The sequence below is a fragment of the Pseudomonas sp. HN8-3 genome, from assembly GCF_020790195.1.
In the GTDB taxonomy this organism is placed as follows: domain Bacteria; phylum Pseudomonadota; class Gammaproteobacteria; order Pseudomonadales; family Pseudomonadaceae; genus Aquipseudomonas; species Aquipseudomonas synxantha_A.
Genome location: NZ_CP086206.1, coordinates 2,761,569 through 2,786,188, shown reverse-complemented (window position 1 = coordinate 2,786,188; position 24,620 = coordinate 2,761,569). Strand labels below are relative to the sequence as shown.

Below are 24,620 nucleotides of genomic sequence, written 5' to 3'. Positions count from 1 at the left end.
AGCAAGCCCCCTCCCACACTTGACCGGGTTACCAATCCAAAAATAATACTGCTGAGCACTCCATCATGACCCAGCAAAACCTGTTCCTCGGAATCGACTGCGGCACTCAAGGCACCAAGGCCATCGTCCTCGACGCCTCCAGCGGCAAGGTGCTGGGCCTGGGCGCCGCCGCGCATACCTTGATCAGCGGCGCCAACGGCCGGCGCGAGCAACACACCCAGGAATGGCTGGACGCCTTCACCGAAGCCACCCACCGTGCCCTGCAACAAGCCGGGGTGGACGGCCAGGACATCCTTGGCATCGGCGTTTCCGGCCAGCAGCACGGCCTGGTGCTGCTGGACGAACAAGGTGAAGTGCTGCGCCCGGCCAAGTTATGGTGCGACACCGAAACCGCGCCGGAGAACGAGCGCCTGCTGGCACACCTGGGCGGCGAAAGCGGCTCCCTGGAACGCCTGGGCGTAGCCATCGCGCCGGGCTACACCGTCTCCAAACTGCTCTGGACCCGTGAACAGCACCCGGACGTATTTGCCCGCATCGCCCATATCCTGCTGCCCCACGACTACCTCAACTACTGGCTCACCGGTCGCGCCTGCGCCGAGTACGGCGACGCCTCGGGCACCGGTTACTTTGACGTGCGCAGCCGCACCTGGGATGTGGCGCTGCTCAGGCACATCGACCCCGGCGGCCGCCTGGAGGCAGCGCTGCCGCAGTTGATCGAAGCCGACCAGGCGGTGGGCACGATCCTGCCGGCCATTGCCGAGCACCTGGGCATCAACCCCAACGCCGTGGTGTCCAGCGGCGGCGGCGACAATATGATGGGCGCCATCGGCACCGGCAATATCGCTCCCGGCGTGATCACCATGAGCCTGGGCTCATCAGGCACCGTGTATGCGTTTGCCGACCAGCCCAACGTCAGCCCGCAGGCGTCGGTAGCGACCTTTTGCTCGTCCAGTGGCGGCTGGCTGCCGCTGATCTGCACCATGAACCTGACCAACGCCACCGGGGTAATTCGCGAGCTGTTCGAACTCGACTTGCAGGCGTTCAACGCCTTGGTCGAACAAGCCCCGATTGGCGCCGACGGGGTGAGCATGCTGCCGTTTCTCAATGGCGAACGCGTGCCTGCCCTGCCCCACGCCACCGGCAGCCTGCACGGTCTGACCATGACCAACCTGACCCGCGCCAACCTGTGCCGCGCCGTGGTCGAGGGCACCACCTTCGGCCTGCGCTATGGCCTTGACCTGCTGCGCCAGACCGGCTTGCAAAGCCAGAGCATCCGCCTGATCGGCGGCGGCTCGAAAAGCCCGGTGTGGCGGCAGATGGTCGCCGATATCATGCACACCGAAGTGGTGTGCACCGAACAGAGCGAAGCCGCCGCCCTGGGCGCGGCAATCCAGGCCGCCTGGTGCCAGAGCGGCGAACCCTTGGCCAGCCTGTGCGACAAATGTGTGAGCGTCGACCCGGCCAGCCTCACCTTGCCGGCAACCGAGAGTGTCAGCGCCTATCAACAGGCGTATGAGCGTTATCAACAGCACGTGGCATCCCTTTAAGAGCGAACGACTATGTATCTGGTGTGTGGTGAGGCGCTGTTTGATTTTTTCAGCGAGGAGGATGCCAGCGGGCAGGCCGCCAAAGTCAATTACAAGGCGATTGCCGGGGGCTCGCCATTCAATGTGGCCGTGGGCCTGCGCCGCCTGGGGATTGAAGCCGGGTTGTTCGGCGGCCTGTCCAGCGACTTCCTCGGCCGGCGCTTGTTGCAGGTGCTGAAAGATGAAGGGGTCAGCGAGCAGTTCCTGGTGGAATTTGCCGCGCCGACCACGTTGTCGATGGTCGCTGTGGGCGCCAATGGCTCACCGCAGTACAACTTCCGTGGCGAAGGCTGTGCGGATCGGTTGCTGGAAGTCGCGCATTTGCCGGTACTCGGCGAAGAGGTGCGCGGGCTGCATATCGGCTCGTTCTCACTGGTGGTGCAACCGATTGGCGACACCCTGTTGGCGCTGGTCAAGCGCGAAAGCGGCAAGCGCCTGATCAGCCTGGACCCTAACGTGCGCCTTAACCCGCAGCCGGACATCCAACTATGGCGTGATCGCGTCGCCGAGCTGGTCACACATGCCGACCTGATCAAGGTCAGCGACGAAGACCTGCACCTGCTCTACCCCGACCAGTCACCCGAAAGTGTGCTGCACGGTTGGCTGCAACACCGCTGCCAACTGGTGTTCCTCACCCGCGGCGGCGATGGCGCCAGCGTATTCAGCCGTCAGCACGGCAACTGGTCGGCGCCGGCAGTCAAGGTGGTGATGGCTGACACTGTGGGCGCCGGCGACACCTTCCAGGCCGCGTTGATTGCCTGGCTGACCGAGCATCAGCTTGACTCAGTGACTGGCCTGCAACAGCTCACGCGCGTGCAGATTGATAACATGCTCGGCTTTGCGATTCGGGCTGCCGCGTTGACCTGTACCAAGACCGGCCCCGACCTGCCGTACCGTCATCAGCTGGGCTGACGCGCATAACAATGGGCCTGGCGAATGCCAGGCCCTGGGTCAACTTGAATTCAAGGCTTAACTAGAAATAACCGCGCCCTCCTGCTCGACGCAGGGTGTGGGTCTGGGTGTGCTTGAGGTCTTCACGCAAACCGGCGATCAGGTTGCAAATGGCTCGACTGCTGTCGAGTTTGTCGGCGTTTATACCTTTGACTTCCAAGTCCACCCGGTCACGGTCGCGGTCGTCATACACCTTGATCGTCAACGAAGCATCCTCGGCTTTGGTGCATTCGCACCGTTTAGGCAGAAAACTTCCTTCAATAATGCTGCGAAGTTCCAGTTCCGAAAGCATGGCCAACCTCTCCTTTTTTGAGACTGCCAATCAGTTTTTATGGGCTGGCAGGCGCTAGCCTGCCCCGTCTTGCCAACCCTGGCAGACGCCTGTACTCACCCAGCCTACTCGGCAAATCTCAGCATTGTTGTAACTTTTCTTCATAAGCGACCTGCCGATTAATATGAAGCCGATTGCAGCCTTTAAATAATCGTCGAACCACTGCGATTAAACGTTTAACCCTGCATGTCAGTTCAAACAGCAACCTGTGTCGACGCTCTTTTCGGCAACATGTCGCAACTATCGCGCGCCTCATTTGAACCAGGGGTTTACGCAAAGCATACGAAACGTATACGCTTTGTATATCAAACCTACACAGTGAACCTCATGGGCATCGTCAAAATCACCGACCAACTGCACGAACAGCTTCGCCTGGCCAGCGCCGCCATGGACCGCTCCATCAACGCCCAGGCCGAGTTCTGGATCAAGATCGGCCTGCTCGCCGAGCTCAACCCGCACCTGCCCTACAACGAGCTGATCAACAAGTTGTTGCTGGACAAGCCCGACCTGATCCGGGGGCGCAGCTGATGATCAAGACAGCCGCCCAACTGGCCGTGATGCGAGAGTCGGGGCGCCTGCTGGCCCAGGTGTTCGACATGCTCGACGGTTATGTCGCCGCCGGCCTCTCCACTCTTGAGCTGGACAGCGCCGTCGAAGCCTTCATCCGCCACGAACTCAAGGCCCGCCCCGCCAGCCTGGGTCAGTACGACTACCCCTTTTGCATCAACACCTCGATCAACGAAGTGGTGTGCCATGGCATGCCCAGCGCCACGCAGTTCCTCAAGGACGGCGACATCATCAACATCGACATCACCCTGGAAAAAGGCGGTTTCATTGCCGACTCCAGCAAGATGTACATGATCGGTAACGTGGCGCCCAAGGCCAAACGCCTGGTAGAAATGACCTTCGAGGCGATGTGGGCCGGCATCCGCCAGGTCAAGCCCGGCGCTCGCCTGGGTGATATCGGTCATGCGATTCAGAGTCACGCCCAGGCCAACGGCTACAGCGTGGTGCGTGAATACTGCGGCCATGGCATCGGCAAACAGATGCATGAAGAGCCACAGATCCTGCACTTCGGCCGCCCTGGCACCGGCCTCGTTCTGCGCGAAGGTATGGTGTTTACCGTGGAGCCCATGCTCAACCAGGGCGGCGCCAAGACGCGCAGTCTCAAGGATGGCTGGACGGTGGTGACCAAGGACAACAGTCTGTCGGCGCAGTGGGAACATACTGTGGCAGTGACGGCGGACGGGTTTGAGGTGCTCACGTTGCAAAAACAAACTGATGCAGAACCGGTGGAATCACTACCTTGAGCAATGGGCGCTGATCGGCCATTGAAAAGTCTCCCGAGCGGCCTACCCGCTCGGGAGCGTAACGAACTCAAGGGTGCGCGTGGGCCAGACTAATACCTTCCAGGTGGCTCAAGCGATTCTCCTTGAGAATGCACTGGGTCGTTATCCGTTGCGGATAGCAACGCATAAACATGTTGGTGAAATGTGTGCCGTAATGAATACGTTCAGTACAGCTCTGACTGAATAATGGCTTGGCTGAAACGCTGAAACTCGGCTCGTGAAAGTAGGCCATGGCAAAACGCTCACGTGAGTTTAGCTTGACCTTGTGAGGCGTCGAGAGCAGAAGTCCATCGGTCATGAATTGCAAAATATCACCCGGAAACACTGTGAACACGCGCGGTACCGGTTTCACGAACGTCCAGGGCTCGTCGTTTTCGAATAAACCTGCAGTGCTTTCGTCAGGCAACCAGTTGCGCTTGCGATGTTCGCCGTCGACCGGAGGCCGAATATACAAACCTCCCACCTCATCCTGAGTAGCGATCACCAGCATGCCGTAGTCGGTATGGGCCCCAATACCTCGGCAGGTTTGCGCCGACTCGGCAGGGAAACGCAGAACACGCATATGGTGCCAGCCATCCTCGCTAAGCTGCGTCAAAGCATTTATTTCCAATCCCAGTCCGAGTGCCACCAGCTTCAACAACTTTTCGCCCGTGTCACCCAATTCCTCCAGGAAGGCTTTCATGCTGTCGCGGTATTCGTCATTGGGCCATGGCACGGGACCGTGGCACGGCCAGCCGTCTACAACGCGCTGATCCTCCAGTGGCAGATCTTTGCAAATGGTGAAAATTTCCGATTGATCCTGCTCGCCAGCCGTGACCTCTTCGCCAGAAGCAACATACCCTGCATAGGTAAGACTGCTGACTAAGCGCGACTTCTCTTCCCGGGGCAGTTTGAAAAAAGCCTTGCTGGCTGCCATGGCGCGCTTGACCTTCTGGTCCTGTTCGTCATGGATGCTGATCTGAAAAATACCGTCTTTGCGCCAAGCATCTATGAGCGCTCGGCCCAATTGGCGATCGGCCTTGCTATCAGTTACAGCTTCAGGCAGGGCAAAAGTTATTAAGTCAGTCATGTCGTGTCTCCTTAAATCCATTAAAGAGACGTGCACTCACAAATGTGACGCTGAACTGCTCCATCAACGGAACTGCTTCAGGCCCAACGTTGCGAGCCTGAATCATGAACGTCGTTATATTCCCATCTGGGAACGGTATTTATAGACTCCGGCGGACAACCTGAACATAACCGGATGTCGGTTTAACTGGCATCGAATCAACCGTCCGACGGCAGGTAAAGGTTGCTCGCCTTCCTGCCCTGGCAACCGCGAGTTTCAGCGGTCTGCTTGATTGTTACCATACCTGACCCTGGCGTTTAAGCTCCAGGCGGCGCACAAACTCCTCCAGCACCAAGCCATACAGATCGTCCTGCAGGTAGGCATCTTCGATGCCCGCATCCAGGTTGGGGTTGTCGTTGACCTCAATCACCACCACTTTGTCGCCGGACTGCTTGAGGTCCACGCCATAGAGGCCGTCGCCGATCAGGTTGGCAGTCTTCACTGCCAGTTCCACCACGGCTTTTGGCGCTTCGTGGACCGCCAGGGTGCGACACTCACCGTTGACGGCCTGGCCAATGGCCTTGTGGTTGTAGATCTGCCAATGCCCCTTGGACATGAAGTACTGGCAGGCGAAAATCGGTTTACGGTTGAGCACGCCGATGCGCCAGTCGTATTCGGTGTAGAAGAACTCTTGGGCCAGCAGCAGTACCGAATGCTCGAACAGCTCGGCCGTGGCCTTGAGCAACGCCGCCTGGCTTTCGACCTTTATCACCCCTCGGGAGAAACAGCCATCGGGGATCTTCAACACCAGTGGGAAACCCAGGCGCTCGCCGACGCGCTCGAAATCTTCCGGCCGCTCCTTGTAAAGAATCTCGGTGGCCGGCATGCCCAGTTGATGGCTGTTCAGCAGGTCGGTGAGATAGACCTTGTTGGTGCAGCGCAGGATCGATGCGGGGTCATCCATCACCACCAGCCCCTCGCTTTCGGCTTTCTTGGCGAAACGGTAGGTATGGTTATCGACGCTGGTAGTCTCACGGATGAGCAAGGCGTCGTACTCGGCCAGGCGCGCGTAATCCTTGCGCTCGATCAACTCCACATCAATGCCCAGGCCCTTGCCGACCCGTATGAAATTTTCCAGGGCGCGGGGGTTGGACGGAGGCAGTTGCTCCTGAGGATCGTGAAGAATTGCCAGGTCATAACGGGCCAACCGACGTGAGCGCGGCTGACGCCAGACCTTGCGACTGAAGTTGTCGAGGGCGTGGGCGAATTGGTCTTCCTGATCGTCGCGTAACTTGTGCAATACGCCAGACTTAACGCCTTCGATATGCCAGCCGTTATGTTGACGGAATTCAACTAACAAGATCGGACAGGGAAAGGTTTCAAACAACTGGCGCGCTAACTCCTGCAAAGGTTCTATCGTGGTCCGACCGAAATACAGTGTCAGGGTAAAGCCTTCGGTATTGCTGTAGAGATGATGACTCAGGGCCTTTTCCAGGCTTTTGTCCAGATCATCCAGAGACAGGCCATACAGGGCTTTCCTGGTCAGTTCGCTGATGGTGCGCACCGATGGAATCACCTTGTGCCCACGCGCCTCGGCCAGCAACGAGCAGTAGTAGCCGTGCCCCAGGTACTTGTAGCTGCGGCACAGGTTGATTACCTGTACGCGCTTGCCTGTTTCGTTTTCCCGGGTCTGCTCCAGGTACTCCTGGGCGGTGACGATATCCTCGCTGGGAAAATAGGAGGCCCAATCTTCCTTGCGCTCGACAATAATCACCACTTGGCTCGAACTTCGGGGTGGCGCGGAAAAATAACCGTTGGACGTTATTGTCGCCGCAACTGTTTGCTCGGATACTTGACGCCAATGACCTTGTACCGCCGACATAATAGTTGATCCGCTTTAGAGAACTCGACCTTTTCTATTAAGCACGATCTTTTAGGGAAGTCCCGTTTCGTTACGCAACTTTTACGGTGGTCTTATGGCTCTTTTCTTTCGCGTTGCAACCCTCGACGATGTGCCTGCATTAGTGGCGTTGGAGCAGCAGTGTTTCAGCAGTGATCGGCTGTCTTCGCGCAGTCTGCGCTGGATGATCAGCCGGGCCAATGGCCAGTTGTGGCTTGTGCAACAGCACGGTGAACTGCTCGGCTATGGGCTGGTGCTGTTTCGTCGTGGCGCCCGGCTGGCGCGCTTGTATTCCATCGCCATTGCCGAGCACGCTCGAGGCATCGGTCTGGGCCATCAGTTACTGGAGCACATCGAAGCCTGCGCCCTGGCCAACGATTGCGCGTACCTGCGTCTGCAAGTGCGCACCGACAACCCCGGCGCACTCTCCCTGTATGAGCGCAATGGCTATCGGCGCTTTGCCTGGGTCGACGACTACTACGAAGATCACACAGCTGCCTTGTGCCTGGAAAAACCGCTCGCGCCTGCATCGGCCGTGGCTTCCAGCTCACGCACCAGCGGCAAAACACGTTTGCCGAAGTACTCCACCTCTTCCTGAAAATGCAGAAAGCCCGCGAGCACCAGGTCCACGCCCACGGCCTTGAGCGCGACAATGCGTTCGGCGATCTGCCGCGGGGTGCCAATCAGGTTGGTCTTGAAGCCATCGTTGTACTGCACCAGGTCTTCGAAGCTGGACTTGGCCCAGTTGCCCTCGCCTTCCGGCGAAGCCTTGCCCGCCTGCTTGGCGGCATCACCAAAGGCGTTGACCGCTTCCGGGTCGGCCTGGTCGATGATTTCCGCCAGCACGGCCCGGGCTTCTTCTTCGGTGTCGCGGGCGATCACAAAGGCGTTCACGCCGACCTTAACCGAATGGTGATTGGCAGCGGCCTTGGCGCGGATATCATCGACCTGGGCCTTGATGCCTTCGGGGGTGTTGCCGTTAGTGAAGTACCAGTCCGAGACCCGCGCCGCCATGTCCCGTGCCGCCCGTGAACTACCCCCCTGGAAAACCTCTGGCTGGCCCAATGGCTTGGGCTTGAGGGTGTAGTTGTTGAAACGATAGAAATCGCCCTTGAAGGTGAAATCGTCCTGGGTCCAGATGCCTTTGAGGGCGCGGATGAATTCTTCTGAACGACGGTAGCGCTCATCGTGCTCCAGCCAGGGTTCGCCAATGGCCTGGAACTCGCCCTTGAACCAGCCACTGACGATATTCACCGCAATACGGCCATTGGTGAGCTGGTCGATGGTCGCCAATTGCTTGGCCGCCAACGCCGGTTGCCAGGGACCTGGCAGGATCGCCGCGATCACTTTGAGCGTGGTGGTCGCCGCCAGCAAAGCATGGCTGAACGCCACGGACTCATGCTGGTTTTCGGCGCCATAACCGGCGGTGAAGCGAATCTGGGTCAGGCCGTATTCAAAGCCTGCGGCTTCGGCCAACTGCGCCAGTTTGCGGTTGTAGTCGATGCCCCAGTGAGTGCGCTGTTCGATCTTGCTGACCACCAGCCCACCGCTGACGTTGGGCACCCAATAGGCAAATTTCACGGCTTGCTGACTCATCGGACGGTACCTCGCACAAATGGATGTCATGTAGCTTACGCAGCAAGCGTGCCAGTCACCCGCAAATGCCCGCGCCATGGGCGCTGCGTTAAAAAACGGATATCTGATCAGCCTGCCGGCAATGTCACCGATCGCAGCGGTTTGTCGATCTGCTGTTGCAGGAGCAACACCCAATCACCCTCTCGTACCGCAAACAGGGGAGCAAAGTCCCGGCACGAACTGTGCAATCTCCAGCACATTCGATCACTGCCAGGAGCCCTACCCATGACTGAACATCACGTCATCAACCCGCTGTCTACCGGCGCCGATTACCCTGCGCTGGCCGCACGTTTTCGGCCGATCTTCCAGCGCATCGCCGAGGGTGCGGTTGAGCGCGAGCACAGCCGCACACTGCCCTACGAACCGATTCAATGGCTCAAGGACGCTGGTTTTGGCGCGGTGCGGGTGCCGGTGGAATACGGCGGTGATGGCGCGTCACTGCCGCAGTTGTTTGAACTGTTGATCGAACTGGCAGCGGCCGACTCCAACGTGCCCCAGGCCCTGCGCGGGCACTTCGCATTTGCCGAAGACCGCCTGAATGCGCCACCCGGCGCAAGCCGTGATCTGTGGTTCAAGCGTTTTGTCGATGGCGATATCGTCGGCTGCGCCTGGACCGAAATCGGCACGGTGGCCATCGGTGAGGTGGTGACCCAGGTCAGCCCTGACGGCGACCGCTGGAAACTCAACGGCGAAAAGTTCTACAGCACCGGCAGCCTGTTCTCGGACTGGATCGATGTTTACGCTCAACGCAGCGACACCGGCGGCGCCGTGATCGCCGCCACCCGCACCCATCAGCCAGGCGTAGTGCAGCGCGATGACTGGGACGGCTTTGGCCAGCGCACCACCGGCAGCGGCACCTCGCGGTTTACCGACGCGGTGGTGGAAATTGAAAACCTGATCGACTTTGCCACCCGCTTCAAATACCAGACTGCGTTCTACCAACTGGTGTTGCTGGCGACACTGGCCGGTATCGGTCGCGCTGCGCTCATCGACGTGGGCCACCAGGTGCGCAACCGCCAGCGCATCTACAGCCATGGCAATGCAACGCACGTCAGCCAGGATGCGCAGGTGCAACAGGTGGTGGGCGAAGTCGCCGCGTTGGTATACGCCGCCCAGGCCAGCGCGTTGAAGGCCGCAGTGCCGGCGCAACAGGCTTATCTGGCGCGCTTTGGCGGCAATGACGTGGCCGAACACGAAGCCAATGTGGCGGCTGAGATTGAGTCGGCGACGGCGCAAGTGGTGGTTTCGGATTTGATCCAGCGTGCCACCAGCCAATTGTTCAACGCCTTAGGGGCCTCGGATGTGCGCCAAGGCAAGGCGCTGGACCGGCATTGGCGCAACGCACGGACGGTGTCTTCGCACAATCCGGTGATCTACAAGGCGCGGATCGTGGGCGACTGGGTGATCAACGGGACAGAGCCACCGTTTGTGTGGCAAATCGGCAACGGCCCGGCGAAGGCCTGAAGTTGATCTGGGTCAAACTGTGGGAGGGGGCTTGCTCCCGATAGCGGTGGGTCAGTATCCAATTCCTTGGCTGAACTACCGCTATCGGGGCATAGGTATCTACACAACTTTGTAGCTGCCGACCGTAACCACGATGCGAAGCGAGCCGCTCTTGATCTTGATCTTAGGCGCCCCGTCAAACCACGCTGGCCGGAATTCGACAGGGATTTGGGGGGTAAACCGGCAGGGATGCCGGTTTAGCCGCCCCGCGCCATGGATGGCGCGTGGCGGCGGCCCCCCAAATCCATGGCGGATTACGGGCACACCGAGCCAAAGCGAGGTGCCGAGTGGTGGGGCAAGAGCGTTTTGCTTACTTTTGCGCTCTTTTCAAAAGTGAGCCGCTGTAAAAGCGGAACCAATATCAGCCGTTACCTAAATAACGGATATGTACTCGGTCTAATCCAACATCCTGGTCGGCCCTGAGGCAGCCATCGGGAGCAAGTCGAATCGTCGCACCGCCCCTCCCACAGGGTGTAGCGCCGTACCAAAAGATGTGTAGATACCTATGCTAATCGGGGGCAAGCCCCCTCCCACATGTGGAGCACATGCGGCTCAGAACGCCAGCTTGTACCCCACCGCCATCAACATCACCGCCAGGCACGGGCGTAACACGCTGTCGGAGATCTTGCCGGTCATATGGCTGCCGAAGTAGATCCCCGGCAACGAGCCCATCAGCAAGAAGCCCAGCAGATGCCAGTCCATATTGCCCATGCTCGCGTGGCCAAGGCCCGCCACCAGGGTCAGGGGCACGGCATGGGCGATTTCGGTGCCGACCAGACGCCGCGTGGCCAGGAATGGGTAGAGGATAAACAGCGCCACCGTGCCGAGGGCCCCGGCGCCAATGGACGTCAGGGCTACCATGGTGCCAAGGACCGCGCCGGTCACCACGGTCAGGGCGTTCAGGTTGCGCGGGCGCATGTGGTAGTCATCACCGGCATGTCGCTGAGCAAAGGCCAACAGGCTTTTCTTGAACAGGATCGCCAGGGCCGTCAGCAGCAATACCACACCGAGTGCCTGCTTGATCACCGCGTTCATCGCGCTGGGATCGGTGTGCAAGCTGGCAAGGAACCATAAGGTCAACAACACCGCGGGCACGCTGCCCAGGGTGAGCCAGCCGGTGATGGTCCAGTCGATGTTCTTGTTCTTGCCGTGCACCAGCACGCCACCGGATTTGGTGATGGCGGCATACAGCAAGTCAGTGCCCACGGCAGTCGCCGGATTGATGCCGAACCACAACAGGATCGGGGTCATCAACGAGCCTCCGCCTACGCCAGTCATGCCCACGATAAAACCTACGATCAGGCCGGCAACCACGAAACCAAAATTACCTACATCCATTACAGCTACCCGCGGCCTTATAAATTTCTGGCCGCAGGATAGCGATTTTTCTTATAACCACTTATACCAATGTGATCTGACTTTATGCCTTTTAGCTTAGACGTTCACACAGATAAGCTTGAGTTTGATATGGGAAGGCCACGGTATCGCGGTTTTGCAGGCTGGGATGGGTAGCGATCAAGGTGCGTAACTGAGCGGTGACCTTGGCTTTTTCCGCAGGCGGCAACGCTGCGATAAAGCTCACCGAGAGAAAACGATCCATAATCACTTCTTGCGGGCTGCCCACATGTTGATAGGCAAAGCAGGTCATCTGTGGGGTGCCAAAATACTCACCGGTGAAAGCTTCCCGCCAACGCCCGCTATGAAAACGCGGGGTGTCCCCCTCATACGGCGTGATGATTTCAGTGATTGCCGCCACCCAGTCCACCGACTCATCGCGCACATTCCACACCAACCCCAGTCGCCCGCCAGGCTTGAGCACGCGATGAATTTCCGCCAGTGCGGCGCGGGTGGAGAACCAGTGGAATGCCTGGGCACACACCAGGGCATCGGCGCTGGCGGACGCCAAGGGGATGGACTCGGCGGTGCCGTCGAGCAGGCGTACATCCGGCAATAGTTTGGCCAACTGCGCGCCCATCTGTGCCACTGGCTCGACCGCAATCAGGGTCGGTGCCAGGCTGCTGAGCAAGCGGGTGAACTTGCCAGTGCCGGCGCCGAGGTCGATCACCGTCGATTGCGAATTGATATGCAGCGCCTCGGCCAGCCAACCGGTCAGTTGGCGCGGATAGTCCGGTCGGCCTTGGGCGTAAGTGACGGCCTGGGTCGAGAAACCCTGTTGAGCGGACGTGTGGACACCAGTCATTGCCAATCTCTCCTCGGGTAGAGCGGGTCGCACAGTGTGCGCCCTTCCCCGCGGATTTTCTAATCGGCTCGAGTAGGCAACCACACCCGAAACCGCGCTCCGCCCAGAGGCGAGGCCAGGGCTGTCAAGGTGCCGCCCTGGGCCTCCAGGGCACGTCGGCTGATCGCCAGGCCCAGGCCGAAGCCGCCGGTGGCACGGTCGCGGCTGCGGTCCAGGCGGTAGAACGGTTCGAAGATGCGCTCGCGCTGGTCCATCGGTATGCCGATGCCGTCGTCGTCCACCCAGATTTCGCAGCCGTTGGGACACACCTTGACCCCCACCTGAATGCGTTTGTCGCAATAGCGCGTCGCGTTGCGCAGCAGGTTCTGCAAGGCGCGGGCGGTAAGGCGCGGGTCGAGGCTGAAGCGCTCCACGGTGCAGTCGAGCGCCACGTCGATGACAATCTCGGGGTTTTCCAGCTCGTCGTCGACGCTGCCCAGCACGCTGTCGATAAACTCATCGAGCGCCACCTCGACCCGTTCGGGCAATTGCGCAGGATTTTGCAGGCGGCTGTAGGACAGCAATTCCAGCACCAGTTCATCCAGCTCGCGAATATGCGCCACCAGGCTTTGCAGACGCTCGCGACTGGCCTGGGGCAAGTCTTCGGAGAGCGCCAGCGCCAGGCCGAAATCCAGGCGGGTGAGCGGTGTGCGCAGTTCGTGGGAGACCGCATTGAGCAAGTCGCGCTGCTGGTTCAGCAGGTGCTCGATATCGTCGGCCATGGTGTCGAACACCGTCGCCAGGCTGCCGATGCTGGAGCTGGGCGGAAGGCGCGTGCGCTCTCCAAGGTGGCCCTTGCCCAACAGCGCGGCGGTGCTTTTGAGGCGCTCCAGGTCACGCCAGTGCGGGCGCAGCCACACCAGCAGGCACGCCAGCAGCGCCGCGCCGATCAGCACGTTCATCGACCAGTACAGCAGGTTCATGTCCAGCGGGTCCGGCGGAATGGTCAGCTTGACCGCGAACTGCTGGTTGATCGGCGAGCTGATTTCTTCCATCCAGCCCCACTCGCCCAGGCGGATCACCGACTTGCCTTGCTCCAGCAGTTGTTCTTCCTGCGGCGTATAGCGAGCGTCCTGGCGCAGCAACAGTTCAACCTTCAATGGCGCAAAATCGCGACTCAACTGGTCGGTCACCTGGGACCAGTGCTCCACCGGTGCGCGCTGGTATTGCTTGACCATCAGCTTTTGCAGGCCACGGGACTGTTCGATGTTGTAGTCCATGTAGCGGTGTTCGAACAGTTGGATCACCAGCTTGGGAATCAGAAAGATGGCTGCACTGTAGGTGACGATAGTGATCAGGTAGAGGCGTAGCAGCACACGGAACATGGTTCAGCATTCCCACTCGGAGCGGCTGAACAGATAACCCTTGCCCCACACGGTCTTGATCTTGCGCGCCTCGCCGGCGTGGTCGTCGAACTTGCGCCGCAACTTGGAAATGGCCACGTCCACCGAGCGATCGGTACCGTTGAACTCGATGCCGCGAAGGCGTTGCAGGATCTGGTCGCGGCTGAGCACTTCACCGGCGTGGCGCGCCAGTACCACCAGCAGGTTGTATTCGCCGCTGGACAGCTCCACCGCCTGCTCGCGCCAGGTGACGGTGCGTTCCGACAGGTCGATGCACAGGTTGCCCATGATGATCCGGTCGTTGGCCACCTGGGGCTCGGACAGGCTGCTACGGCGCAGCAGCGTGCGCACCCGGGCCAGCAGCACGCGCGGCTCGCAGGGTTTGGTCACATAATCGTCGGCACCCATTTCCAGGCCCAGCACTTGGTCGTGGCTGTCGTCGCGGGCGGTCAGCATCAGGATCGGCAAGCCCGCCGAGTCGGCGCGCAGCAGGCGGCAGACTTGCAGGCCGTCCAGGCCCGGCAACATCAGGTCGAGGATCACCAGGTCCGGCGGGTTGAGACGCGCACGTTCGCGTACGTGGTCGCCACGGCTGAGCACACTGACGTGATAGCCATTGCGTTCCAGGTAGCTGGCGATCAGCTCGGAGAGTGCGGCGTCGTCTTCGACCAGAAGGATGTTGGGCATAGGGTGTTTCCAGAAAATACACTGATAAGTCGTACACAAATCCCATGTGGGAAGGGGCTTGCTCCCTCCCACATTTGATCTTCATTGTAAGCAAGGTTGTGCAAGGATATACGCCCCCGACGCCACGCGCGCCGTACCTTACACTTCTTCACACACGACCTACACAGCTTCACAGCACCACGGCGCAGGTGACTTTAGGATGCGCCAGTCAATATTGGGATAAGAGCATGTCGAAGAATCTATTTGCGCCGTTTTGCCTGTTGGCCCTCACACTGGCGCTGAGCGCGTGTGGTCAGTCTGCAGACGAGGCGCCGGAAATGCCCCTGGCCAAAGTGCGCATCGAAACCCTGCAGGCCAAGCCCCTGTCCATTACCAGCGAACTGAGCGGGCGTATCGCCGCGCCGCGCATTGCCGAAGTGCGTGCCCGAGTGGCCGGTGTGGTCATGCAGCGTGTGTTCAAGGAAGGTCACGATGTGAAACAGGGCGACGTGCTGTTCCGCATCGACCCGGCGCCCTTCAAGGCTGACCTGGACAGCGCCCAGGCCAACCTGAGCAAGGCCGAAGCCAATGCGTTCCAGGCCCGCCTGCAAGAGCAGCGCTACAGCCAGTTGGTTGAAGGCAACGCCATCAGCGGCCAGGAATACGACAACGCCCGCGCCGCCCTGCGCCAGACCAACGCAGAGGTTGCTGCGCAAAAGGCTGCCGTCGAGCGCGCCAGGCTGAACCTGGGCTATGCCACCGTGACCGCGCCGATTTCCGGGCGCATCGGCCGTGCCCTGGTGACCGAAGGCGCGCTGGTCGGCCAGAACGAAGCCACGCCGCTGGCGATCATCCAGCAACTGGACCCGATCCACGCCGACCTCACCCAGTCCACCCGCGAGTTGAACGACCTGCGCCGCGCCTTTCGTGCCGGCAGCCTGAAACAGGTCGGCCAGGACCAGGCCAAGGCCACCCTGATCCAGGACGACGGCAGCCTGTACCCGTTGCCGGGCAAACTGCTGTTCGCCGAGATCAGCGTTGACCCGGGCACCGGGCAGATCATTTTGCGCAGCGAGTTCCCCAACCCGGATCTGGACCTGTTGCCCGGCAGCTTTGTACGGGTGCGCCTGGAGCAGGCCGTGGACAAGCAAGGCATCAGCGTGCCGCAACGTGCCATCACCCGTGACAGCGCCGGCATCCCGATGGTGTTGCTGCTGGACGCCGAGCAGACCGTCAGCCAGCAGCCGGTGGAATTGGGCGCGGTGATCGAAGATCGCTGGATTGTCAGCAGCGGCCTCAAGCCAGGCGATCGCATTATCGTCGAGGGCCTGCAACATGCACGCCCCGGCGAAAAAGTTGAAGTGGACGACAGCCCGCTCGTAAAGGAATAACCCGTCATGCCGCAGTTCTTTATTGACCGCCCGATTTTCGCCTGGGTGGTGGCCCTGTTTATCCTGCTGGCCGGCTTCCTGGCCATCCCGCAGTTGCCGGTGGCCCAGTACCCCAACGTCGCGCCACCGAAGGTGGAAATCTACGCGGTGTACCCGGGTGCCTCTGCCCAGACCCTGGACGAAAGCGTGGTCAGCCTGATTGAGCAGGAGCTCAACGGCGCTGATCACCTGCTGTATTTCGAATCCCAGAGCAGCCTGGGCTCGGCGACGATCACCGCGACCTTCCAGCCGGGCACCGACCCGGAAATGGCCCAGGTGGATGTGCAGAACCGCCTCAAGGTCGTCGAGCCGCGCCTGCCCCAGGCCGTGACCCAGCAAGGCTTGCAGGTGGAAAAGGTCTCCGCCGGCTTCCTGCTGCTGGTGACCCTGACCTCCAACGACGGCAAGCTCGACGACGTTGCGCTCAGCGACTACCTGGCGCGCAACGTGATGAACGAGCTCAAGCGCCTGGACGGCGTCGGCAAGGCCCAGTTGTATGGCGCCGAGCGGGCGATGCGTATCTGGATCGACCCCCAGAAGCTGATCGGTTTCAACCTCACGCCGGCGGACGTCAACGCTGCAATCAGTGCGCAGAACGCCCAGGTCTCGGCAGGCAGCATTGGTGACTTGCCGGGCACCAACACCCAGGAAATCACCGCGGCGATCCTGGTCAAGGGGCAATTGTCGACCCCGGCGGAATTCGCCGACATCGTGCTCAAGGCCAACCCCGACGGCTCCACCGTGCGCATCGGCGACGTGGCACGGGTGGAAGTCGGCAGCCAGGAATACCAGTTCTCCACCCGTCTGAACGGCAAGCCGTCCACCGCCGTCAGCGTGCAGCTGTCGCCGGGCGCCAACGCGCTGAGCACCGCAACCCTGGTGCGGGCGAAGATGGATGAACTGTCGCGCTACTTCCCAGCCAACGTGGAATACAAGATTCCGTACGACACCTCGCCGTTCGTCAAGGTCTCGATCACCAAGGTGGTCTACACCTTGCTGGAGGCGATGGCGCTGGTGTTTGCGGTGATGTTCCTGTTCCTGCAGAACGTGCGCTACACCCTGATCCCCACGCTGGTAGTGCCAATTGCGTTGATGGGCACCTTTGCCACCATGCTGTTGCTGGGCTTCTCGATCAACGTGCTGACCATGTTCGGCATGGTATTGGCCATCGGCATCCTGGTGGACGATGCCATCGTGGTGGTGGAAAACGTCGAACGCATCATGGCCACCGAGGGCTTGTCACCCAAGGACGCGACGAAAAAAGCCATGGGCCAGATCACCGGCGCCATCATCGGTATTACCCTGGTGCTGGTGGCGGTGTTCTTGCCGATGGCATTCATGCCGGGCTCGGTGGGCGTGATCTACCAGCAGTTCTCGCTGTCGATGGCCACCTCGATCCTGTTCTCGGCGTTCCTGGCCCTGACCTTGACGCCGGCCCTGTGCGCCACCTTGCTCAAGCCGATTGCCAAGGGCGAGCACCATGCCAAGGGTGGTTTCTTCGGCTGGTTCAACAAGCGCTTTGACCAACTCACCAATCGCTATGAAGGTTGGGTGGCCTATGCCCTCAAGCGCAGCGGCCGCTACCTGCTGATCTACCTGGTATTGCTGGTCGGCATGGGGCTGTTGTTCAGCCGCCTGCCCTCCTCGTTCCTGCCGGTGGAAGATCAGGGCTACACCATCACCGATATCCAGCTGCCGCCAGGTGCCAGCAAGAACCGTACGGTGCAGGTGGCCGAGCAGATCGAGGCGCATAACGCCGAGGAGCCGGGGGTGGGTGACACCACCATGATCATGGGCTTCAGTTTCTCCGGCTCCGGACAGAACGCGGCGCTGGCATTTACCACGCTCAAGGACTGGTCGGAGCGCGGCAGTAATGATTCGGCAGCGTCGATTGCCGACCGCGCCAACATGGCCTTTGGCGACCTCAAGGATGCGATTGCCTACGCGATTCTGCCACCGCCGGTGGACGGCCTCGGCACCTCCAGCGGGTTCGAGTTCCGCTTGCAGGACCGTGGCGGCGTCGGCCATGCCGGGTTGATGGCCGCGCGTACCGAACTCCTGGACGCTGCGGCAAAAAGCCCGATTCTTGCCAACGTGCGTGAAAGCGCCCTGGCCGAAGCACCGCAAGTGCAGCTGGAAGTCGACCGCAAGCAGGCCAACGCCCTGGGCGTGTCGTTTGCCGACGTCGGCAATGTGCTCTCCTCGGCGATCGGTTCTGCGTATGTCAATGACTTCCCCAATCAGGGCCGTATGCAGCGGGTGGTGGTGCAGGCCGAAGGCGACCAGCGCAGCCAGGTGGCCGACCTGATGAAGATCAACGTGCGCAACAACGCGGGCAAGATGGTGCCGCTGTCGGCCTTTGTCGAAGCCAAGTGGACCCAGGGCCCGACGCAGTTGACCCGCTATAACGGCTACCCAGCCATCGCCATCAGCGGTGAGGCGGCGCCGGGGCACAGCACGGGCGAGGCCATGAACGAAATCCAGCGCCTGGTCAGCCAGTTGCCCGCCGGGCTGGGCCAGGAATGGACGGGCTTGTCGTTGCAGGAGCGCTTGTCCGGCTCCCAGGCACCGTTGCTGTTGGGCCTGTCATTGCTGATCGTGTTCCTGTGCCTGGCCGCGCTGTATGAAAGCTGGTCGATCCCGACCTCGGTGTTGCTGGTGGTGCCGCTGGGCGTACTGGGAGCGGTGCTGGCGGTGTCCTTGCGCGGGATGCCCAACGACGTGTTCTTCAAGGTCGGCCTGATCACCATCATCGGCCTGTCGGCGAAAAACGCGATCCTGATCATCGAGTTCGCCAAGGACCTGTATGACCAAGGCGAGAATTTGATCGACGCCACCTTGAAGGCGGCGCGGTTGCGACTGCGACCGATCATCATGACCTCGCTGGCGTTTATCCTCGGCGTGGTGCCGCTGGCAATTGCCACCGGGGCCAGTTCGGCCAGCCAGCAGGCAATTGGTACCGGTGTGATTGGCGGGATGATCACGGCGACCTTGGCGGTGGTGTTTGTGCCGGTGTTCTTTGTGGTGGTGATGAAGCTGGTGCGCAAGCGCCACAAAGCGCAATAATCCCGCCGCACGCGATAAAAAATGTGGGAGGGGGCTTGCTCCCGATTGCAATGTGTCAGCCAGCCTATTTGGCACTGATACACCGCAATCGGGAGCAAGCCCCCTCCCACAGGATCAGGTACAGTCTGCTCAACTATCGCCAGCTGTGACCAACCATGCCCTTCCTCGCCCGCACCCACCCTCGCCTCTCGTCCGCCGCCGTACTGGGCCTTGCCGTGGGCATTCTGGTACCGGCTGACACCCTTGCCAGCAAAATCCTGATCGGCTGGAACGCCGGGGTCTGGACCTACCTGATACTGATGCTGTGGTTGACCATTCGCGCCAAGGCCGAAGACGTCAAGCGCATCGCCGAAATCGAAGACGAGAACGCCGGCCTGGTGCTGTTCATGGTGTGCATTGCCGCCATCGCCAGCCTGGCGACCATCACCTTCGAACTGGTGGGCAGCAAGGACCTGGCTGCTTCCGAGCGCCTGCTGCACTACGGTTTTACCGGGCTGACGGTGATCGGCTCGTGGCTATTGATCGGGGTGATTTTCAGCGTGCACTACGCCAGGCTCTATTACACTTGGCCAGGCAAGGAGCCCGCCCTACGTTTTGCCGAAGGCTTGCTCACGCCCAACTATTGGGACTTCCTGTACTTTTCCTTCACCATCGGCGTAGCGGTACAAACCTCGGATGTGGGCGTCGCCACCCGTGGCCTGCGCAAGGTGGTGCTGGGGCAGTCGTTGATCGGTTTTTTGTTCAACACTGCTATTCTGGGCTTTTCGATCAACATCGCCGCCGGGTTGTTTGGCTAGACTGCACAAACCTTCTAGACGCCCACCCCGGTGTTGCCGCTAATAGCCCTTCACTTTCCGCCTCGGTGTTGTATGCCTGCGCACAATTGGATCGACTTGTCCCAGGACGCCGACACCGGTATCGAGACCCTGCGCGCGCATTTCGAAGGCCATGCGTATGACCCCCATTGGCACGACAGCTACCTGGTGGGCGTCACCGAACAAGGCGTGCAGCAATTCAACTGCCGGCGCATGCGCCATGACAGCGTGCCGGGGCAGGTATTCCTGCTGGAGCCTGGAGAACTCCACGACGGCAATGCCCCGACGGTCGACGGCTTCACTTACCGCATGCTCTACCTTGACCCGCAGTGGCTGGAACGGGAAATCGCCAGTGTCTTCGAGGAAGCACCCGCCCATCATCAGTTGAGTTTCGCCCGCACCTTGGCCAGCGATCCACGCCTGGCCCTGGCCACCAGTCAGGCGTTTGAGAGTTTGCACCACGGCGAACTGCGGATCGTGCGGCAGAGCGCGCTGGACTACTTGCTGGAACGCCTCACCGGCCAGCTCTATTGGCGCATGCGCTACCGCGATGACCCACGTTTGCCGCAGGTGGCGCACAAGGCCCGGGAATACCTGCACGCCCATCTGCATCAGGACGTCGGCATGGATGAACTCGGGCTGGCCTGCGGCGTCGACCGCTTTCGCCTGAGCCGCGCGTTCAAGAGCGCCTTCGGCCTGCCGCCCCACGCGTATCTGGTGCAACTGCGCCTGGCCCGTGCCCGGTATCTATTGGCCAAGGGCGATCAACCGGCAGACGTGGCGATGGCCCTGGGTTTCGCCGATCAAAGTCATTTGGGCCGCTGGTTCATGCGGGCTTATGGGCTGACACCGGCCGCGTACCGCAAACGCTGCACAAATCTTCCAGACCGGTAACGCCCGGGCTTGTGAAGATGGGCGCTCTAAATGAGCTCGCCGGAGTCCCCCGTCATGCTGTCCACGTTCGTGCCTTTCATGCTGTTCGCCTTTGTCGCCTCCATCACCCCCGGCCCGACCAATATCCTGGTGCTGAGCAACAGCGCCCGTTACGGCTTCAAGGCTGCATTGCCCATTATTCTGGGGGCTGGTGTGGGGGCGTCGGGGATTGTGCTGCTGGTGGGTTCCGGTGTGGGCCAGTCGCTGGCGCAGATGCCCAGAGTGCAAACGGCGATGCAGTGGGTCGGCATGGCCTGGCTAAGTTACCTGGCCTGGCAGATCTTCAGCGCACCGCCACATGTCATAGGGGAGCAATCTGCGCACAGGCGACTCGGCCTGTTCGGCTCAGCGTGCTTGCAGCTGATAAACCCCAAGACCTGGATGATGGCACTCGCTGTGGTCAGCGTATTTGCCGGCAACGGTGCAGAGCAGCAAAAACGGGTAATGTCTTTGTCGCTGATATTTTTTTTGATATCGCTGCCTTGCCTCAGCGCCTGGGCAGTCTTGGGGGCAGGCTCTAATCGATGGCTGGCTTCACCCCATGCGCAGCGACGTTTCAATCAATGCATGGCGTTGTTGCTCATGAGTTCAACCTGGATAAGTACGATCATGTGAGATTCTTCGGTAGGGGATCTAAACAGAGTTAAATTTCCAGACTGTCATTCTTAACAGTAGACACGCCCGTCAATAAGCATCTAATACATCGTACGCCCAAGCAAGCCGGGCGCCAGAGAGCCACACGCAGCAAGATTTGTATACTGTTAGTTTTGACAGTTTACGGCGTCGATGCACTGCTGTTACATGAACAAGGCAGAGCCCCCCTCTACCTCTGTTACTCGCACAATCATCAGCGATGGAGAAGCGATCATGACCGTACTAGCGCAACCGTTAACCTTGGCGCAACAAAAGGCATTACGTCCCAAACGAATTACTGCGACTGGCCTCTTCGAGGCGAAGGTCGATTTATCCCCCATCGAATTTCAAACCACCACCGTGGTGCACGACTTCGAACAAGCTGTCTATAGAATCAATGGCCGACACGCCGATAACTCAGTGACCATAAAAGAAATATTCATTCAGATACCCGATAACGTTCGGGTAGGCCAGGAGATCGACCTCGCAAAACAAGAGTTCACGAATGTTAAGGTCTGGTATTCAGTAAAGTTACCCCAGGATCATTATACAGTGAGCGCCATTGAGGGTACTTTGATCATTCGGGGACTCGCGGCCGGCGTCATTAAAATCAGAGGTACGCTGCATGCTACAACCGATCATGATGTTAACGGGCATGCGCACGTCCTGGACGTCGACTTCGACCTGACCAGTTGATGTTATTCGCAAAAAAAAGCGCCCGCATCTTTCGATACGGGCGTTGTTGTGTGTTACGTCTTTACCAGGTGTAACGCACCCCTACGTTAGCGCCCCAAGGCTGTTCAACCCGGCCGCCGCTGCTGTGCTCAAGGTCGGCATGCAGCTGCAGGTTCTGCGAGAGCTTCACCGCCATACCCGCCCCGAATTCGGCGCGAGAACCAGAGAGGTCGTTGTTGAACACATTGTTGTTCACCGAGACCTTATTGTTGTTGGCAAACTCATGCACCATCGCTGCGCGCAGATAAGGCTGCACGACACTGCCGGAGTCGAGCTGTATATCCCGCCCGACGGTCGCGCCGGCCTTGGCCATGATCGACCGCGTACGCTCACCCTTGGCTTCCAAGCCATTATCCAGGCTGTAATTGGCACCCTGGATCACCACCGTAGACATTTGCGCGTAAGGTTCGATAAAGAACCCGTCGTCCAGCTTGATGTTACGACCGAACTCAGCCGACAGGCCGCCACCGGTATTGTTGTACTTGCCCTTGGATGAGGTGCCGTCACTCAGGCCCACCTTGGACTCATTCTGGAAGCGGTTAACCTTGGCCACCGCATCGAAATACAGGCCGCTCTCCTCGTCCAGCCAGGTCGCATACGCACCCAGGTAGTAACTCTTCACGTTCCCCGAGGTACCGCGCTTGAGGTTCAGGTCAGAGGTGCTGTGACCGGCCATTACGCCCACCAGCCACTGGCTGTCGGCCAAGGGTGTGTCTGCACCGAGGGTAAAGCCCCGCTGGTTCTGGCTGTAGCCAATCCCGGTGCTGTCGGACACTTCGTACTTGTTGCCATAACCGCGTATCCACACGCCCGCCTGTCCAGGCTCGAAACGCAGCTCGCCCATACGCGAACGCAGGGATGTCGCCTCGCCGTACCACACGGTCGGTGCGGTGTTGAACAGCGCCAATACCGAGCGGGTACCGGGGCTGATCACACGGTTGTTCGGGTCGAGGAACCAGTCGGTACCTTCCTTTTTCAGGCCATAGGAATAAGCGCCGACATCGACTACATCGCCTACCAGGGAAAACTGTGCATCACCGCCGCCGGTGTGAACGACGCGGATATCTTGCGGGTTGGTCGGTTCCGCACCGCTGGCTGCGAGCAACAGCTTGTGGTCGCCTTTGGCCTCGCCCTCGACGTTCAAGAAGTCCGTAATGCCACGGGCGAAATCGGTCCCCATGACGAAGGTGCCATTACCCTCAAGGCTGTCTACGTCCAACTGGTAGAACGCATCGGTATCACCGAACTTCACCGTACCGCCGGCGAGGCTCAAGGCGCCCACTTGGCTGTCGCCTGTCAACGCCCAATAAGACTGATCACCGACAGCTAGACTGGTGACATTCTGCAGTTGGCCCGTCAGCCCGGCACGGTTTTGCAAGCTCAAATGCGCCGTGCTGCCGTCCTCGACGATAACGTTGCCACGTAGGTCGCTGTTATCGACATTCATGCTCGCCACGGCGCCGCCGTTGACCTCCAGCAATGAGCCGTTACCGCCGATCAAGGTCGAGCCGTTGCGTATATCGATCTCAACGGCCATGGCCTCGCCGGGAAAACCATTGACGGCAATGGCGGCACCGCTGCGGCCTTCGACGCTGGAGTTATCCAATACCAACTTGCCCGTATTCGCGCTGTTGAGGTCATTGGTGAACACCACGCCGTTCTTGCCACCGATAATCCTGCTTTTTTGGCTGGCAGTTGCCGTTGCACCATCGAGCGACACGCCAAAACTATCGACGCCGGTACCTTCGACCAACGTGTGGTCGTTAAAGTGCAGCTCGCTGTTGCCAGTCGCCACTGCGCCACCGATGTGACCACGGATGGTGCTATTGAATACTTCGGCTACCCCGCCCTTGTCAGAGTCGTGACTCTGGAACGCTTGCAGACCCATGGTGGTATGGCTGGTGATGTTGCTGCCGTTAATAAGCGCATCGCTGTCATCCAGACGCACCGCACCAAACACTGCGTGGCTTGAATCAACGGTGGCGCCGTCCAGGCTCACTAAAGAGCCTTGGGTGGCTCGGATGTCATTGATGCGGCTGCCCGCATTGACAATCAGTGCCGAATCGTTGACCAGGATATGTTGGGCACGAGCACCATTGACGGTCAGTTCAGATCTGAAATCCAGCTGCCAGTCATTATTGAGTTCGTTGCTTTCAATGGTTTTTGACTCACCAATCAGGTGGTCTGCCTGAGCGGTGGAATGCACAGCCGCAAACATCAAAAAAGTAATAGTTGGAACCTTCATCATCTTGCTCAAAGGTTTGAGCTCGAATTCAGTTAACAGTCGCATGTGAGTTCATCCTCTGGGTGGAGCCTTCGAAACGGTTTGGCTCGTTCCCTCGGAATGAAGCCTTACCGGTGCGGCGCAGAGGTTACGCAGCGAACATACCTATGGCTGTAGGATTTATCTTAGATGGATGTAGCGATTGATATTTTAGAGTGTTGGAAAAACATACT

20 protein-coding genes and 1 pseudogene are annotated in these 24,620 nt (G+C 59.9%); 12 read left to right on the top strand and 9 right to left on the bottom strand.

Going from position 1 to position 24,620, the window contains the following annotated elements; translation table 11 throughout:
* Positions 1-65 precede the first annotated feature (65 nt).
* Both xylB and LJX92_RS12250 read left to right on the top strand, forming a co-directional pair.
* Positions 66-1,547, top strand: coding sequence for a xylulokinase (gene xylB / locus LJX92_RS12255; RefSeq protein ID WP_228309814.1), 1,482 nt, complete (start codon positions 66-68; stop codon positions 1,545-1,547).
* A gap of 12 nt (positions 1,548-1,559) precedes the next feature.
* Positions 1,560-2,498, top strand: coding sequence for a carbohydrate kinase family protein (locus LJX92_RS12250; protein ID WP_078821470.1), 939 nt, complete (start codon positions 1,560-1,562; stop codon positions 2,496-2,498).
* Between the two features lie 61 nt (positions 2,499-2,559).
* Here the strand turns inward: LJX92_RS12250 and LJX92_RS12245 are convergent, their stop codons facing one another.
* Positions 2,560-2,829, bottom strand: coding sequence for a DUF1652 domain-containing protein (locus LJX92_RS12245; protein WP_032875782.1), 270 nt, complete (start codon positions 2,827-2,829; stop codon positions 2,560-2,562).
* Positions 2,830-3,195: 366 nt separating this feature from the next.
* Between LJX92_RS12245 and LJX92_RS12240 the strand changes: the two genes are divergently transcribed.
* Both LJX92_RS12240 and map read left to right on the top strand, forming a co-directional pair.
* Positions 3,196-3,396, top strand: a complete 201-nt coding sequence (locus LJX92_RS12240) for a ParD-like family protein (protein WP_003190946.1) — start codon at positions 3,196-3,198, stop codon at positions 3,394-3,396.
* A complete protein-coding gene (gene map, locus LJX92_RS12235; RefSeq protein WP_032875785.1) occupies positions 3,396-4,178 on the top strand; it encodes a type I methionyl aminopeptidase in 783 nt (260 codons plus the stop codon). The genes LJX92_RS12240 and map overlap by 1 nt, the downstream gene beginning before the upstream one ends.
* Positions 4,179-4,245: 67 nt before the next feature.
* Here map and LJX92_RS12230 read toward each other — a convergent pair whose 3' ends face one another.
* Positions 4,246-5,286 carry a 2-oxoglutarate and iron-dependent oxygenase domain-containing protein gene (locus tag LJX92_RS12230; protein WP_078821471.1) on the bottom strand — a complete coding sequence of 347 codons (1,041 nt, stop codon included), beginning with the start codon at positions 5,284-5,286 and terminating at the stop codon, positions 4,246-4,248.
* 274 nt (positions 5,287-5,560) lie between these two features.
* The gene (locus LJX92_RS12225; protein WP_078821472.1) at positions 5,561-7,147 is read right to left on the bottom strand and encodes a RimK family protein; all 1,587 of its coding nucleotides are present in this window, start codon (positions 7,145-7,147) and stop codon (positions 5,561-5,563) included.
* A 94-nt stretch (positions 7,148-7,241) separates the two neighbouring features.
* Between LJX92_RS12225 and LJX92_RS12220 the strand changes: the two are divergent.
* Positions 7,242-7,679, top strand: a pseudogene (locus LJX92_RS12220) (GNAT family N-acetyltransferase); the annotation flags it as partial.
* Here LJX92_RS12220 and sfnG read toward each other — a convergent pair.
* A complete protein-coding gene (gene sfnG / locus LJX92_RS12215) occupies positions 7,652-8,761 on the bottom strand; it encodes a dimethylsulfone monooxygenase SfnG (RefSeq protein WP_032875795.1) in 1,110 nt (369 codons plus the stop codon). The pseudogene LJX92_RS12220 and the gene sfnG sit on opposite strands and share 28 nt — an antisense overlap.
* A 264-nt stretch (positions 8,762-9,025) precedes the next feature.
* Here sfnG and LJX92_RS12210 point away from each other — a divergent pair, with 264 nt between their 5' ends.
* Entirely contained in the window at positions 9,026-10,264 is a 1,239-nt protein-coding gene (locus tag LJX92_RS12210; RefSeq protein ID WP_228309813.1) for an acyl-CoA dehydrogenase family protein, read from the top strand.
* Between the two features lie 591 nt (positions 10,265-10,855).
* On the opposite strand, the gene LJX92_RS12205 is transcribed toward LJX92_RS12210, so the two are convergent.
* The 4 genes from LJX92_RS12205 to LJX92_RS12190 form a co-directional block, all read right to left on the bottom strand.
* Entirely contained in the window at positions 10,856-11,641 is a 786-nt protein-coding gene (locus tag LJX92_RS12205; RefSeq protein ID WP_032875800.1) for a sulfite exporter TauE/SafE family protein, read from the bottom strand.
* Positions 11,642-11,732: 91 nt separating this feature from the next.
* Entirely contained in the window at positions 11,733-12,503 is a 771-nt protein-coding gene (locus LJX92_RS12200) for a class I SAM-dependent methyltransferase (protein WP_148854495.1), read from the bottom strand.
* Between the two features lie 59 nt (positions 12,504-12,562).
* Positions 12,563-13,867, bottom strand: coding sequence for an ATP-binding protein (locus LJX92_RS12195; protein ID WP_032875804.1), 1,305 nt, complete (start codon positions 13,865-13,867; stop codon positions 12,563-12,565).
* Between the two features lie 3 nt (positions 13,868-13,870).
* Positions 13,871-14,572 carry a response regulator transcription factor gene (locus tag LJX92_RS12190; protein ID WP_005788610.1) on the bottom strand — a complete coding sequence of 234 codons (702 nt, stop codon included), beginning with the start codon at positions 14,570-14,572 and terminating at the stop codon, positions 13,871-13,873.
* A gap of 227 nt (positions 14,573-14,799) precedes the next feature.
* Between LJX92_RS12190 and LJX92_RS12185 the strand changes: the two genes are divergently transcribed.
* The 6 genes from LJX92_RS12185 to LJX92_RS12160 all read left to right on the top strand — a co-directional run bounded on the left by LJX92_RS12185 (position 14,800) and on the right by LJX92_RS12160 (position 22,124).
* Positions 14,800-15,942, top strand: a complete 1,143-nt coding sequence (locus LJX92_RS12185) for an efflux RND transporter periplasmic adaptor subunit (RefSeq protein WP_103734304.1) — start codon at positions 14,800-14,802, stop codon at positions 15,940-15,942.
* Between the two features lie 6 nt (positions 15,943-15,948).
* On the top strand, positions 15,949-19,047 hold the full coding sequence (locus LJX92_RS12180; protein WP_228309812.1) for an efflux RND transporter permease subunit: 3,099 nt from the start codon (positions 15,949-15,951) through the stop codon (positions 19,045-19,047).
* 155 nt (positions 19,048-19,202) lie between these two features.
* Positions 19,203-19,844: a DUF1345 domain-containing protein gene (locus LJX92_RS12175; protein WP_032875813.1), complete on the top strand. Its 642-nt coding sequence runs from the start codon at positions 19,203-19,205 to the stop codon at positions 19,842-19,844.
* A gap of 72 nt (positions 19,845-19,916) precedes the next feature.
* A complete protein-coding gene (locus LJX92_RS12170; protein WP_032875816.1) occupies positions 19,917-20,756 on the top strand; it encodes an AraC family transcriptional regulator in 840 nt (279 codons plus the stop codon).
* A 54-nt stretch (positions 20,757-20,810) separates the two neighbouring features.
* A complete protein-coding gene (locus tag LJX92_RS12165; RefSeq protein WP_148853729.1) occupies positions 20,811-21,410 on the top strand; it encodes a LysE family translocator in 600 nt (199 codons plus the stop codon).
* Positions 21,411-21,662: 252 nt separating this feature from the next.
* Positions 21,663-22,124: a hypothetical protein gene (locus LJX92_RS12160; protein ID WP_032875821.1), complete on the top strand. Its 462-nt coding sequence runs from the start codon at positions 21,663-21,665 to the stop codon at positions 22,122-22,124.
* Positions 22,125-22,185: 61 nt separating this feature from the next.
* On the opposite strand, the gene LJX92_RS12155 is transcribed toward LJX92_RS12160, so the two are convergent.
* Positions 22,186-24,453, bottom strand: coding sequence for an autotransporter outer membrane beta-barrel domain-containing protein (locus LJX92_RS12155; RefSeq protein ID WP_078821483.1), 2,268 nt, complete (start codon positions 24,451-24,453; stop codon positions 22,186-22,188).
* Positions 24,454-24,620 lie beyond the last annotated feature (167 nt).